The organism is Mycobacterium sp. E1747 (assembly GCF_001667775.1).
GTDB lineage: Bacteria > Actinomycetota > Actinomycetes > Mycobacteriales > Mycobacteriaceae > Mycobacterium.
In genome coordinates this window covers 1-14,525 of sequence record NZ_LZJI01000098.1, presented here as the reverse complement: position 1 = coordinate 14,525, position 14,525 = coordinate 1, and the positions used below count along the sequence as shown (strand labels likewise).

General features: G+C 71.2%; 8 protein-coding genes. 4 read left to right on the top strand and 4 right to left on the bottom strand.

From position 1 onward, the window contains the following. Nucleotides 1-56: 56 nt before the first annotated feature. Nucleotides 57-4,340 (bottom strand): cation-translocating P-type ATPase, encoded by a 4,284-nt coding sequence (locus A5695_RS10130; protein ID WP_369830174.1) that lies wholly within the window; start codon nucleotides 4,338-4,340, stop codon nucleotides 57-59. Nucleotides 4,341-4,608: 268 nt separating this feature from the next. On the opposite strand from A5695_RS10130, the gene phoU reads away from it, so the two are divergent. From phoU to mgtA, 3 genes are read left to right on the top strand one after another with little or no spacing between them, the layout of a single operon-like run. After that, nucleotides 4,609-5,274 carry a phosphate signaling complex protein PhoU gene (gene phoU / locus A5695_RS10125; RefSeq protein WP_068080540.1) on the top strand — a complete coding sequence of 222 codons (666 nt, stop codon included), beginning with the start codon at nucleotides 4,609-4,611 and terminating at the stop codon, nucleotides 5,272-5,274. Between the two features lie 36 nt (nucleotides 5,275-5,310). Continuing rightward, nucleotides 5,311-6,303 (top strand): magnesium transporter CorA family protein, encoded by a 993-nt coding sequence (locus A5695_RS10120; RefSeq protein WP_068080538.1) that lies wholly within the window; start codon nucleotides 5,311-5,313, stop codon nucleotides 6,301-6,303. After that, entirely contained in the window at nucleotides 6,300-8,930 is a 2,631-nt protein-coding gene (mgtA, locus tag A5695_RS10115; RefSeq protein WP_068080536.1) for a magnesium-translocating P-type ATPase, read from the top strand. The genes A5695_RS10120 and mgtA overlap by 4 nt, the downstream gene beginning before the upstream one ends. A 303-nt stretch (nucleotides 8,931-9,233) precedes the next feature. Here the strand turns inward: mgtA and A5695_RS10105 are convergent, their stop codons facing one another. Next, nucleotides 9,234-9,584: a DUF732 domain-containing protein gene (locus A5695_RS10105; RefSeq protein ID WP_068080531.1), complete on the bottom strand. Its 351-nt coding sequence runs from the start codon at nucleotides 9,582-9,584 to the stop codon at nucleotides 9,234-9,236. 167 nt (nucleotides 9,585-9,751) lie between these two features. Here A5695_RS10105 and A5695_RS10100 point away from each other — a divergent pair, with 167 nt between their 5' ends. Further along, complete coding sequence (locus A5695_RS10100; RefSeq protein WP_068080530.1) at nucleotides 9,752-10,669, top strand: PHB depolymerase family esterase; 918 nt, start codon at nucleotides 9,752-9,754, stop codon at nucleotides 10,667-10,669. A gap of 27 nt (nucleotides 10,670-10,696) precedes the next feature. On the opposite strand, the gene nei2 is transcribed toward A5695_RS10100, so the two are convergent. Continuing rightward, on the bottom strand, nucleotides 10,697-11,452 hold the full coding sequence (gene nei2 / locus A5695_RS10095) for an endonuclease VIII Nei2 (RefSeq protein WP_068080528.1): 756 nt from the start codon (nucleotides 11,450-11,452) through the stop codon (nucleotides 10,697-10,699). 13 nt (nucleotides 11,453-11,465) lie between these two features. After that, a partial coding sequence (locus A5695_RS10090; RefSeq protein WP_068080526.1) for an ATP-dependent helicase occupies nucleotides 11,466-14,525 on the bottom strand: 3,060 nt, incomplete at its 5' end.

Here is a 14,525-nt window from a genome sequence, read left to right as displayed (position 1 = left end):
GCGGGGTTTACCAGACGTGAACAACCAGTGCCGCCAAGGGGGTTTCGGGCGGGCCATCAGACGCCGACCATCCGGCGCTGCACGCTCTGCGATGCGCGTAGCAGCAAGTCGGGGGCGACCGCCGACAGTGAGCTCGCCAGGACCGCGGCCAGCAAAGCCTGGCCCCAGGCCAGCGGGTCCACGGGCGTGCAGCCGAACACCTGGCTGAGCCCCGGCGTGCTGACCACCACCACCAGCGCGCCCAGCGAGCCGACCGTCGTCAGCACCACCAGCGGCGCGCGCGAGTCGACCAGCGTCTGGGTCAGTTGCGCGCCCACCAGCGCGATCAGCGCGACCGTCGCCGCGCGGCGCGGGGGGCCGGTGACGCTGGCCATCGCCCAGCCCGCCGTGGCGCCGATCGTGGTTGCCGCCCCGCGGATTCCGATCGCCCGCCACATCGCCGCCTCGTCGCGGCTGACCTCGTCGGTGGCCGCCTGCGGGCTCACGGCCAGTGCCGCGGCGGGCAGCGCGTCGGTCAGCATGTTGACCAACAGCATCTGCCGGGCATTGAGCACCGATCGTCCAGTGAGGACCGTGGTGATCAGGGCGAAGCACACCTCGCCAAGGTTGCCGCCCAACAGCATCGATACCGCCGATTGCACGCGCCGCCACAGCTGCTGGCCCTCGTCGAGCGCGTCGATCAGCGCCTCGATCCGCTCGTCGAGCAGCACCACGTCGGCCGCCGTGCGGGCCGCGTCACTGCCGCGCGCCGCCACCCCGATGCCCACGCTGGCCGCCCGGATCGCGGCGGCGTCGTTGACGCCGTCACCGACCATGGCCGTGACCAGCCCGGACCGCTCCAGGGTCTGGACCACGTCGATCTTGTGCTCGGGCGTCATCCGCGCGAATACCACCCGCGCCGCCGCCGCCTCGGCCCGTCCGTCGGCGGACAACGCTTCCCAATCGCTGCCGGTGATCACCTGATCGGGGGTGACGTCGAGCCCCATCTCCTGGGCGATAACCGCCGCGGTCGCCGGGTGGTCACCGGTGATCAGCCGGACGCCGATGTCACGCGCGGCGAGTTCCTTCAGCAACCCAGGGGCCGCCGGCCGTGGGGTGTCGGCCAGCCCGAGCAGGCCGATCGGGGTGAGCCCGGTCGTGCACAGGGTCTGCAGGTAATCCGGATCCGTTGCGGCGGTTGAGGCTTCCTGCTGGCTGAGCTGACGCTCGGCCACTGCCAGCACTCGCAGCCCGCCCGCCGCCATCTCGTCGATCTGGCGGGTCAGGGCGTGGTCGTGCTGCAGTAACGCCGACGAGAGCACCTCGGGCGAGCCCTTGATGGTCAGCCGGGTGCCGACCAGCGCGGCGGCGAACGGACGACCGGACTGGAACGGCAGGAACGCGTCGCGGGTCAGCCGTTGCGGCGCGCAGCCGTCGCCGCGAAGGGCGGGGTCGGCGGCGGCCCGGTGGATGGCGTCGTCGGTGGCGTGGTCGACCCGGTGGCTGTGCCGCGCGTAGCTGGTGCTCAGTGCCGCGTCCAGCACCGCACCGGGGGCGTAGCCCGGCTGCGGGCGCACCTCCTTGACCTTGAGCCGGTTCTCGCTCAGCGTTCCGGTCTTGTCGAAGCACACCACGTTCAGCCGGGCCAGCGCCTCCACCGAATGGGGGTTGCGAATCAGCACCGATTCGCCGGTGAGCCGCCGGGCGGCGGCCAGCTGCGCCAACGTCGCCACCAAGGGCAGGCCCTCGGGGATGGCGGCGACGATCAGCGTGACCGCGCTGGACACTGCCTCGCGCAACCCGGTGCCGCGGGCCACGCTGAGCAAGCCGACCAGGCCGCCGCTGGCCACGCTGAACGGCAGGGCCCGGCGGGTGATGTGCCGCAACTGCCGCTGCAGGCCGATCTCCTGCAGCTTGCGCGGCGCCATCGCCAACGCCCGGCGCATCTCCGACCGCGACCCCACGGCGGTGACCACGGCCACCGCCGTGCCCGCCACGACCGTGGTGCCGGCGTAGAGCATGCAGGTCCGCTCGGCCAGCGGCGCGCCCGGCGTGGGCTCGGTCTGCTTGGCGACCGGCAGCGATTCGCCGGTCAGCGTTGACTCGTCGACCTCCACGTTCGAGGCGTGCAACAGCCGGGCATCCGCGGGGACCACCTCGTCGGCGTGCACTTCGATGATGTCGCCCAGCCGTAGCCGCTTGGTCGGCACCTTCTCGCGGCGCTGAGCGTCCAGCGCCCCGACCCGGCGTCGCGCCGGCGGGTCCTGGACGGCCAGTAGGCGATTCAACGTGCTTTCGGCGTGCAGCTGCTGCTCGGCCGACAGGGCGGCGTTGACCAGCAGCACGCTGCCCACCAGGACGGCGTCCAGCGGGGAGCCGAGCAGCGCGCTGGCCGCCGCGCCGGTGGCCAACAGCGGGGTGATCGGGTCCGCCAGGTCGCCGCGCATCTCCTCGGCGAAATCGCGGATGGTTGCCCAGGACGCCGCGGTCGCGTCGTGCAGCACGCGAAGCGGGGGCACCTGCTGCCACCGCGCCACAGCCTCCTTGCGGGGCTCGTCGACCGGGCGGGGCAGCAGCCGCTGCACCTCGGTGACCGGCAGCGCGTGCCAGTCGTGGGCGGTTTCGGGTTCGGGCAGCGGGTCCCGCAGGGCCTTCACGGCCGCCCGGTAGCCGAACCACAGGCTGGCGACCATGCCGACATTGACCGATGCCGAACTGCGGCCCGGCACACCGGGAATGAGCATCAGTGCGCCGATCGCGGAGGCAGAGGCCGACAACCGGACCGCGCCGTCGGTGGCGGCGCGTGCGGCGGGCAGCGCGTGCAACATGCGCCAGGCGCCGGTCAGGTCCTTCGCGATGACGTCGGCGGCCCAGGGCGCGGAGTGCCCGGGCCGCAGCACCCCGATCGTCACGTCGGACCGGTGCGCGCCCCGCATGTCCGCGGTTGTCAGCAGCGCAACGGTGTGCCCGGCGGCCTTCAGTTCCGCGACGGCCGCCGAGACCGCGTGGTCGATCGACCCGTCCGCTGGGTAGAGCTGGTCGAAACCCTGTGCCAGGGAACGTAATCCGTCATCGTCTAGGGAATAGACCCGCGGCTGGGAGCGCCGCGCCTCGGTGAGCACCGCCGCCGCGAACGGGTCGCGGACCGGGCTGACCAGCGCCTCGCCGACGTCGCCGGCGCCGGGAATGTCGGCCAGCCGGTGCCATCCCGGCTGCATGTCCCCGCCCTCGAGCGCGGCCCGCACGGCCGCCCAGGCGTGCGCGCGTGCCGAATTCTCCACGCCCAGAACGCGACTGACCGTCAGCTCGTCGGTGTACAGCGCTCGCGGATCGACCATGATCGCGTCGATCCGGTCGAGTGCTCGCAACACGCCCGGACGCAGCACCAGCGCGTCGTGGCGGGCGGTGAGGCCGTGATTCATCGTGCAGCCGAACGCTTCCCGCACGGTGCGCAACGGTTTGGGGACGGCGGCCAGCGCGGCGGCGCCGGCCGCGTCGGGGTTGCGGGTGAGCAGGCCGACGGCGGCGGCGGCACCGATTCCGGCCAATCCGACGCGGTTGGCGTAGCGTTCCGCGGGCCCGTCCGCCGTGGCCGGGTTACCGACCGGGGTCGTGGCCGCGTCGTCGGGCAACAATTGGCCGGGCAACAATTGGCCGGCCAACTCGGGTTCATGGCGATACCACGCCAGCCTGCCGTTCCACGCCTCGGCCGCCAGCATGGTGCGGGTGGCGGCCTCGGCGGCCGCCGCCGTCGGCGACAGCGTCAGCGCCGCGGTGGTGGCGTTGACGATGCCGAACAACACGTCGGCGCCCTCGCGCCCCAGGCGCCGATCCAACTCGCGGCGCAGCCGCGGCAGATGATCGGCCACCGTCGGCGGCACGGCCACCAGGTCGGGCAGCCGGGGCAACCGCAGCAGGCTGCCGGTCAGGGAGAGGCCGAAGCCCACCGAGGCCGCCGTCGCCGCCACCATCCGGCCCATCAGGAGTGCATCGTCGCCCGGCAGGCTGGGCGGGTGCGCACGTGAGGCCCGCGCTCGGCGGGGTCGTTCCGCGGCGGCGACGGCCCGGCAGAGTTCGGCCGTCGAGGGTCCGTCGTCGGCCACGGTCACCACCACCCGCGCCAGGGCCGGGTTGAGGTGGGCCCGCTGGACGCCGGGCATCGCCCGGACCGCCGCCAGAACCGCCGCCGCGATGTCCGCGGCGCGCTCGCCCTCGAGGCCGCGCACCTCGATCCAACGCCGGGGCCCGTTGACGCTGACGCGCCGGACCCGCGGGCCGCCCGCCGCCTCGAGCACCGCGCCGGCCGCGGCGCGCGTCAGCGCCGGCACGTCCGGCGTCGCGCGTGACAGCGACCTGCCCATGCTCGTCGCGACGTTTCCGCCCAACAATGCGGCGCCGGCGGCGATCTCGGCGCTCACCGCGGCGACGCGCAACGGCGCCGTCAGCAAGCCCAGCCCGGGGAGGCCGCGTCGTGTGTTCACCGTGTTCTTTCGACTCGGGGTGGATGTCATCGATATGGTGACAGCGGCAGGTTAACCGGCGGTGCCGCACGGGGGAGGAGGCGTTCCGGCCCTTTTCGGGTGCCTTTCGTCCCTTGTGAAAAACGTTCGTATTGGCCACCGTTACGCTATGCGAACCGGTTACCACCACCAGCTGGAGGAATTGACCGTCCAGCTCGGCGAGATGTGCGGCCTGGCCAACGAGGCGATGAGGGGCGCGACCAAAGCGTTGTTGGAGGCGGACCTCGACGCCGCCGAACGGGTCATCGGGGAGCACGACCGGGTAGTGGTGATGCGGGGGCGCGCGGAGCGAGAAGCGTTCGCGTTGCTGGCGCTACAACAACCGGTTGCCGGAGAGTTACGGGCAATCTTCAGCGCCATCCAGATGATCGCCGACATCGAACGAATGGACGCGCTCGCGGTGCACGTCGCCAAGATCGCCCGGCGCGAGCACCCGAATCGGGCACTCCCCGACGAAGTCCGTGTTTGTTTCGCCGACATGGCCAAGGTGGCAATCACTTTGGGCGGCAACGCAAAACAGGTGCTGATGTCCCACGACCCAGAACAAGCCGCGCGACTTCGCGAGCAGGACGACGCGATGGACGAGCTCTACCGGCAGTTGTTCAGCGTGCTGTTGGACCAGAACTGGACGGACAACATCCCCGCCGCCGTGGACGCCGCGCTGCTGGGCCGGTTTTACGAGCGCTTCGCCGACCATGCCGTGGAAGTCGGGCGCCGCGTCGTCTTCATGGTCAGCGGCGATTTGCCCGAGCAAGACGAGATCTCCACCTACTGATGGGCGGGGGCTGGGCCGGGCTGAGAAGATAGCGTCGTGCAGGGCAACATCCAGGGCCGCGTCTGGCGCCACGGTAAGCCGCAGGACGACTTCACCTTTGAGGACATCTCGGAATACCTCCGTGAACCCGACGCCTTGGTGTGGGTCGACCTGTGCGTCCCCGACCACGACGCGCTGTGCGAGCTGGCCGCCGAACTCGGCCTCAACACGTGGGCCGTCGAGGACGCCGTCGCGGCCGCCGAGCGGGTCAAGGCCACCGCATACGAGTCGCACACCTTCTTCACCGTCTATGCGGTCGAGGTCGCGGCCGCAGCCACCGACGAGCCGCGGCGAATGCTGTCCATGCACCGGATTTCGGCGTTCGTGCTGTCCCGCGGCCTGATCACCGTGCGCCTGACACCGGACTTCGACGTCGCCGCGGTCACCCGGCGATGGGAGGAGATCGGCGCCCAGCAGTACGGGGTGGGCGCGCTGGTGCACGGCCTGCTCGACGTCGTGGTGGACAGTCATTTCGCGGCGGTGGAGGCCCTGGACGACTGCGTCGAATCCATCGAGGACGAACTTTTCGACGGCAGGCCGCGCCAAGCCACCTTTCAGCGCCGGACATTCCAGATGCGGCGGGACCTGGTGGGGCTGCGCCGGGTGGCGCTCCCGATGCGGGAGGTGGTCAACTCGATTCAGCACCACCGCCACGAGGTGGGCACCGCCCCGGAACTGGACCCGCTGTACGCCGACCTGTACGACCACGTGCTGCGGGTGTCCGAATGGACGGAATCGTTGCGCGACATGGTCACAACGATCTTCGAGACCAACCTGTCGCTGCAGGATGCCCGGCTCAACACCATCATGAAGAAGCTGACCGGATGGGCGGCCATCATCGCCGTGCCCACGGCGATCACGGGTTTCTACGGCCAGAACGTTCCCTACCCTGGCTTCGGTCACCTCGCTGGGTTCATCGCCAGCACCAGCCTGATCTTCGTCCTGATGGCGGTGATCTACCTGATGTTCAAGCGCCGGGACTGGCTATGACCGCCGAGGTGTTACCCGATTCCGCGGCCCCGACCACCCCGTCCGTCGCGGCCTCCCCGGTCGACGAGGTGCTGCGCCTGCTGGACAGCTCGGCCGCCGGGTTGTCCAGCACCCAGGCCACTGCCCGGCTGACGCGTTACGGCCCCAACGCGGTGCGGACCCATCGCGTCAATGTCCTTGCGGTGCTGGGTCGCCAGCTGCGCAACGCCGTGCTCATCCTGCTGGCCGCCACCGCGGTCGTCTCGTACTTTCTGGGCGACAGCATGCAGGCGGTCATCATCGGCATCATCCTGGTGGCCAGCGTCGGGCTGAGCTTCATCAACGAGTACCGCGCCGAGCGCGCCGCCGCCGACCTGCACGCCAGCGTCCACCACAACGCCGTCGTGCGCCGCGACGGGGACTTCGTCACGCTCCCCGTCACCGCGCTGGTCCCGGGCGATGTGGTCCGGCTGTCGCTGGGGGAGGCGGTGCCGGCCGATGTCCGGCTGATCGAGGTCAGCGGTTTGGAATGCAACGAAAGCATTCTGACCGGGGAGTCGACCGGGTCCGAGAAATCACCCGAACCCGTGCCCCCCGGAACTGACCTGGCCGACGCCGCCGACCTGGCGTTCATGGGCACCATCGTCAGCGCCGGCGAGGGCACCGGGGTGGTGTACGCCACCGGAAGGAACGCCGAATTCGGCCGCATCGCAGCGGGTTTGGACGAACGCCAGCCGGAAACGGGCTTCCAGGTGGGGCTGCGCCGGTTCTCCTACCTGCTGCTGCAGGTGGCCGTCGCGCTGATGGTGGTCATCTTGATCAGCAACCTGCTGTTGGCGAAGCCGATCATCGACTCCGTGCTGTTCTCGCTGGCGATCGCCGTCGGCATCACGCCGCAGCTGCTGCCCGCCGTCGTCAGCACCGGCCTGGCCACCGGATCACGGCAGCTGGCCAAGGCCAAGGTGCTCGTCAAGCGGTTGGTGTGCATCGAGGATCTCGGCGACATCGACATCCTGATCACCGACAAGACCGGGACCCTGACGGAAGGCCGGGTGCGGTTGGTCGACTGCCTCGACGCCGCCGGTGCACACGACGAACCGGTCCGCCGGCTGGGGCTGCTGGCCACCGATGTGGACCCGGAAACCGGTGGCGTCAGCGCCAATCCGCTCGACGCCGCACTCTGGGAGTCCCCGCAGGCGCACGAGTTGGTGGCCGGCGCCGCACGGGTGGCGATGCTGCCGTTCGACCATGAACGCCGGGCGACGTCGGTGCTGGTCGACGACGACGGCACCCGGATGCTGGTGGTCAAGGGCGCGCCCGAGCAGGTGCTGGCCCAATGCCGGGGCGTCGTGGCGGTGGCGCAGGAAACCCTCGCCGCGTTGTTCGCGGCCGGGCGCCGCGTGGTGGCCGTGGCCACCAAACCGGCGCCGGGGCTGACGACGCTGACCCGCACCGACGAGTCCGAGCTGACGCTCGCGGGCTTCCTGGTGTTCGCTGACGAACCCAAAGCCGCTGCACGTCAATCGCTCTCGGAGTTGGCCGACCTGGGCATCGAGCTGAAGATCGCCACGGGCGACAACCCGCGTGTCGCCGAAAAGGTCTGCGGCGATCTGGGTTTGGCCTCCAAGGGCACCATCACCGGCGCGCAGCTCGACGGGCTGGACGACGACGCGTTCGCCGCTGTCGCGCACAACCACACCATCTTCGCCCGCATCTCCCCCGAGCAGAAGGCGCGGCTGATCGCCGCGCTGCGGCGCAAGGGGCGCTCGGTGGGTTTCCTGGGTGACGGCGTCAACGACGCGCTGGCCCTGCACGCCGCCGACGTGGGAATCTCCGTCGACAGCGCCACCGATGTGGCCAAGGACGCCGCCGACGTGGTGCTGTTGGAAAAGGACCTCGGGGTGCTGGCCACCGGGGTGGCCGAGGGCCGGCGCATTTTCGCCAACACCATCAAGTACGTGCTGATGGGCACATCGAGCAATTTCGGAAACATGTTCAGCGCCGCGGCCGCGTCGGCGCTGTTGCCGTTCCTGCCGATGCTGCCCAGCCAGATCCTGCTGAACAACCTGCTCTACGACACCTCACAGCTGGCGATCCCGACCGACCGGGTCGACGCCGCGCAACTGCAGGCGCCGTCGCACTGGAACGTCGCGTTCATCCGCCGGTTCATGCTGATCTTCGGCCCGATCAGTTCGCTGTTCGACTTCCTGACGTTCGGCCTGATGCTGGGCGTGTTACACGCCGGGGCAGTCGAGTTCCGCACGGGGTGGTTCGTGGAATCGCTCGCGACACAGACGCTGATCATCTTCGTCATCCGCACCCGCATGGTGCCGTTCTTCCGCAGCCGGCCCAGCGCGCTGCTGACCGCCACCAGCGTCACCGTCGTGGCCGTCGGCGCCGGGCTGACGATCTCGCCGCTGGCGCGGGCCCTCGGCTTCACGCCGCTGCCATGGCAGTTCTTCGCCGTGCTGGGCACGTTTGTGATCTGCTATCTGATTCTGGTGGAGCTGGCCAAGATGCTCTTCTACAGCGAGCCGATACACCTTGTCGGACAACCGCATCGCACCCGTGGCAGCGCGTATCGCATCCGCCGGCGCGCCGCGCGCTACCACCATTACGCCGGGCCGCGGACGCGGCGAAAGAACTGAAGGTCAGTGATGAATCTGCACCGTGGGCGCGTCCGCAAGGCCGTGCTGGATACCCCGATCGATCTTGTCCATAAGGGCCGCGCTGTCCGCGGGCGCCGTCTCTTCACAAGTGCAGCTGAGCGTGTTGAAGGGGCTTGGGTCGGCGTTGGCGGTGGCTGCCGTCCAACCGGCAGTGCCGAGAGCGAGTGCCACGCCGACCAAAAGTCTAGGAATCATTTGGCCTTCGAGAGTTCTCAGGAATTGTTTCCGAGTTCAGATTTTACCGGCGCGTTTGTCACGAGCCTGTCAACTGGCTGTTAACTTTCAGGCCTGGGCGCCGTACTTCGGGCAGTACGCCCGGATGCTGACGCCCACGAAGTAGCCAGCGTGGTAGCCGTCGAGGTGGCTGTTGGTCATCACGTCGTTTGCCACCTGTTGCGGCGCTTCACCGGAGTCGAGTTCCTGGCACACCAGGTGCCCGGATCGGATCGCGGTTTCGGGCGATTCGTAGTTGATCCCCTTGGCGGTCAGCGCGGCGAGGAACGCGTCGTCGGCGGCACTGGCGTGGGCGGCCGGGGCCGCCCCGAGCGCGTCCAGCAGCCCGGCGGCCGGGACGACGCCGGCAGCCATCAGCAACAGCAGGAGGCTGGGGTTGCGTACCTGGGTCCTCGTCATTTCTGATACTCCCGTGACCTCGAAGTGCCGTTGCTCGCTGACAGCGGGGGCTGCCCGAATGTTCGCACGTTGCGGCGCAGCTCGGTGCAGGATCAATCATATTGCGATCACCGCCACACTCAGAGCGGGGTTTGCTCTGCCGTCGGCTCTGCCAGGGTCCTGACGGCATGCCCTGCGCGCGTTTGTTGTCTGTGGTCCTCGTCGCGCTGTGCCTGGTGGGCTGTGCTGAGCGGCACGTTTCGGCGGCCAGCGCGCGCGATGCGTCCGGGACGTTCCGTTCCGGCGGCATGGACCGAACTTACCTGCTGCACGTGCCGCCGGGCAGCCCGGCCGGCCTGGTCCTGAGCCTGCACGGCGGCGGCGGGACCGGGAACGGGCAGCGGGGGCTGACCGGGTTCGACTCCGTCGCCGACCACCACAATCTGCTGGTGGTCTATCCCGACGGTTACGACAAGAGCTGGGCCGACGGGCGGGGGGCGTCCCCGGCGGATCGCCGGCATATCGACGATGTCGGCTTCCTGGTGGGGCTCGTGGGCAAGCTGCAGAACGACTACGGCATCGCCCCCGGGCACATTTTCGTCACCGGGATGTCTAATGGCGGATTCATGTCCAACCGGCTGGCGTGCGACCGCGCGGACGTGTTCGCCGCCGCCGCGCCCGTGGCGGGCACGCTGGGCGTGGGCGTGGCCTGCAACCCGTCGCGGCCCGTGTCGGTGTGGGAGGCCCACGGCACCGCCGACCCGCTGGTGCCGTTCAAGGGCGGGGCCGTGCGCGGCCGCGGCGGGGTCAGCCACGCCATCTCCGCCGACAGCATGGTGAACACGTGGCGTTCGGCCGATCGCTGCCAGGGTGACCCGTCCGTCCAGGCCCTGCCCAATGTCGGGGACGGGACCGTCGTGCGCCGCTTCGACTCGACGGCCTGCGCGGCATCAACCGAGGTGATCTTCTACCAGATCGACAGCGGCGGGCACACCTGGCCCGGCGGCAGGCAGTACCTGCCCAAGACGATCATCGGACCCACCACCCGCGCGCTCGACGGCTCGGAGGCCATCGCGCAGTTCTTCCTGGCGCACGCCCGGGACTAACCGGTTGTGATCGCTTCGGGTCAGTGGTCAGCGCTGGCAGGTCGGGCACCAGTAGGTGACCCGGTCCCCGGAGCCGTCGTAGGCGATGCGGGTACCGCAGCGACGGCAGCCCTGGCCGGCTCGCCCGTAGACCCACAGCTGCCGGCCGGCCCTGGTGTCGCCGGTGGTGCAGCGGTTCCACCGCAAGCGGTTGAGCCACAGCATGTCCCGGGCGCGGGACACCAGCCGTTGCGGGTCGGTGACCGCGCGCACCGCCGCGGTGGGCAGGTGCCCGCTGACGAAACACAGCTCGTTGGCATAGACGTTGCCGATTCCGGCCAGGACGCGCTGGTCCAGCAGCGTCTCGGCGAGCGGGCGGTCCGGGTGGGCGACCAGGTTGGCGGCGGCCAGCCCGGCGGCCCAGTCCTCGCCGAGCAGGTCGGGCCCGAGGTGCGCGACGGCGTCCTCGTCGCGGTCGCGCTCCAAAATCTCCAGCACGCCCAGGTCCACGCCGACGGCGCGGATGGTTCCGGCTTCCAGGACGATGCGCGCCCGGTGGTCGACCCGCACCTGCCGCTCGCCGACCCGCCAGCTGCCGTCCATCTTCAGGTGCGAGTGGATGCTCGCCCGGCCGGCCCGGATGAAAAGGTGTTTGCCGCGGCTGAGCACCTCGTCGACCACCTCCCCGGTGAGGTCGACCGTCGCGTACCGCGGGACGCGGACGTCGCAGCGCGTCAGGGTGCGCCCGACCAGGTGCTGGCGCAGGACGGCGGCGGTGTGCCAGACGGTGTCGCCCTCGGGCACGGCTACCGCGGCCTCACCGGAGGCGAAGTCCGCGCGGAGTGCGGGCGAACCCGGCGTCGGCCAGCGCCTCGGCGACCGGGCTCGGACCCTGCGGCTGCAGCGCCGGCGCCCCGTCGATGCGCTCGACCAGGATCGACGCGACGCGCCGGGAGGCGACCAGGTCGGCCAGCGCCGCGGCCGCCGTGCCGTGGGCCGCGGGGTCCTCGGTGAACGTGAGCAGGGACCGCCCGCCGCGCTCGAGGAACCAGCCCAGGTGGCCGTCGACCAGCACGACGAGCGCGCCGGCCTTGCGACCCGGCCGCGCCCCCTCGCCGCTGGCGGCGGGCCATGGCAGCGCGGCGCCGTAGGGGTTGGCCGGGTCGGCGGCGGCCAGCACGATCGCCCGGTATTCCGGCCGTTCGGGGTCGATGCCGTCGCTGTAGCTGCGCAGCCGGTCGACGGTCGAGGCGACCGCGAACTGCGCGCCGCCCAACGACTCGACGAAGTAGCCGCGCTGGCATCGGCCGGCCTCCTCCAAGGTGCTCAGCACCTTGTAGAGCGTGGCGAACCCGCCGGTGATGCCCTCGGCCGCCACCGCACCCTTGGTCAGCACGCCATGACGCCCCAGCAGCAGCTCCGCCTGGTAGTGGGCGCGCACCGTCGAATCGGGCTCGGGCGGTGGCAGGGCCGACCATCGGCCCGCCACCGTCGGGTCGGCCGGGCGCGATTGCGCGTGCGCGACGCTGTATCGGCTCAGCCTCGGCAGCCGGTGCGACCGGTGCGCCGGGGCCGATCGTTTGCGGCCGCCCACCCCGCCGAGCACCGCGCGCACCGGGGCGAACGTGTCTCCGGTGATCCAGCCGGCCCAGGTCAGTTCCCACAGCGCGGCTTTGAGGTCGGCGTCCGGGACCCCACTTTGGGCCAGCTGGCGGAAGAAGTACGCGCCCCCGCCGGCCAGCGTCTCCAGGATTGCGCGGTGTGCGTCGGTGAATTCGATCTCGGCGGGCCCGGCCAGGGTGAGCGGCGCGGAATCGCTCACGTGCAGCGCGACCCAGCCGTCGCTGGCCGAGATCGACCCGGCGCCCGACCAGGTCACCTCGCCGGTGGCGAGCAGCTCGTCGAGCATCGCGGGCGAGTAGTCGCGCACCCGGGGGCCGAGCACCAGCGGCTCGATCGCCGAGGCCGGCATCCGGACCCCGGCCAGCTGGTCGATCACGGACATCAGGCCGTCCAGCCCCGAATTCTGGGCGGGCACGCGGTGCCAGGCCGGCAGGAACCGCCCGTAGGCGGCGGTGCTCACGGGTTCCACCTGCGCGCGCAGCGCGGCCAGCGATCGGCGCCGCAACACGCGCAGCACGTCGGCGTCGCACCACTGGTCGCTGCCCGAGGCGACCGCAGTGGCGGCGACGAAGTCGCCGCGCACCAGGCGGCCGTCGGCGGCCAGCCGGCCCAGCACGTCGGCCGTCACCCGCAAGCACAGCCCGAACCGGGCCGCCGCCTCCGCCGTGGTGAACGGGGTGTGGGTGCGCGCGTAGCGGCCCAGCAGCTCGCCCAGCGGGTCGGCCACCGTCTCGGTGAAGGCGGCCGGCACCCCGAGCGGAACGGGCGCCCCGACCCCGTCGCGCAGCCGGCCGATGTCCTCGATGGCCACCCACCAGCTGCGGCCGGCGAACGACACGGTCAGCGCCCGCCGCGCGCCCAGCAGGCCCTCGAGCCAGCCGCCCACCTCCGCGCCGCCGGCCCGGGCGGCGATCTCGTCCTCGGTCATCGGGCCCAGCAGCCGCAGCAGGTCGGCGACGCCTTCGGCGTCGCGCGCGTACCGGTCCTCGGTGAGGTGCTGCAGCTGACGGCCGGTCGCGGCGATGACGTCGGGGTCGAGCAACTCCCGCAACTCGACGCGGCCGAGCAGTTCGGCCAACAGCGTGCTGTCCAGCGACAGCGCCGCGGCCCGGCGCTCGGCCAGCGGGGTGTCGCCCTCGTACATGAACGCGCCGACGTAGCCGAACAGCAAGGACGACGCGAACGGGGAGGGCCGAGCCGTCTCGGTTTCGAGCACCCGTACCTTGCGCTGGGCGATGCCGGCCATCAGCGACGTCAGGGCGGGGACGTCGTAGACGTCCTGCAGGCATTCGCGGATGGTCTCCAGGACCACCGGGAAGTCGGGGTATTTGCGGGCCACGTCCAGCAGTTGGGCGGCCCGCTGGCGCTGGTGCCACAGCGGCGACCGCTTGCCCGGGTGCCGGCGGGGCAGCAGCAGTGCCCGGGCCGCGCACTCCCGGAACCGCGAGGCGAACAACGCCGAACCGCCCACTTCGGCCGTGACGATCGGGTCGATCTCGTCGGCGTCGAAGACGAACAGCTCGGCGCCGGGCGGGGTCTCGCCGGTGTCGGACAGCATGTCCGGCAACCGCACCACGATGCCGTCGTCGGAGGCGGTCGGTTTCTCGTCGAGGCCGTAGCGTTCGCGCAGCCGGCGGCCCACCGCCAGCGCCAGCGGGCCGTTCACCCGCAGCCCGTACGGCGAGTGCAGGATCACCCGCCAGTCGCCCAGCTCGTCGGGGAACCGCTCGACCAGCAGGGTGGTGTCGGTGGGCACCACCCCGGCCGCGGTGCGCTGCTCGTCCAGCAGCGCCCACATGTTGTCGGTCGCGTAGGCGTCGAAACCCAGGCCCGCGCACCGGGCGTCGAGGGCGTCGCGGTCCAGTCCCGCCAGCTCGCCGGTGAACGCGCCCAGCGCGGCGCCCAGCTCCGCCGGGCGGCCCGCGTCGTCGCCGCGCCAGAACGGCAACCGGGCCGGCTGGCCCGGCGCGGGGATGACCAGCACCCGGTCGTGGGTGATCTCGGTGATCCGCCAGCTGGTGGCGCCCAGCGAGATGACGTCACCGGGCCGGGACTCGTACACCATCTCCTCGTCCAGTTCGCCCACCCGCGACGGCTTGTCGGCCTCGCTGGCGAGGTAGACCGTGAACATGCCGCGATCGGGGATGGCGCCGCCGGAGGTGACGGCCAGCCGCTGGGCGCCGGGCCGCGCGGTCAGGGTGCCCGTGTCGCGGTCGTAGACCAGGCGTGGCCGCAGCTCGGCGAACTCGGTGGA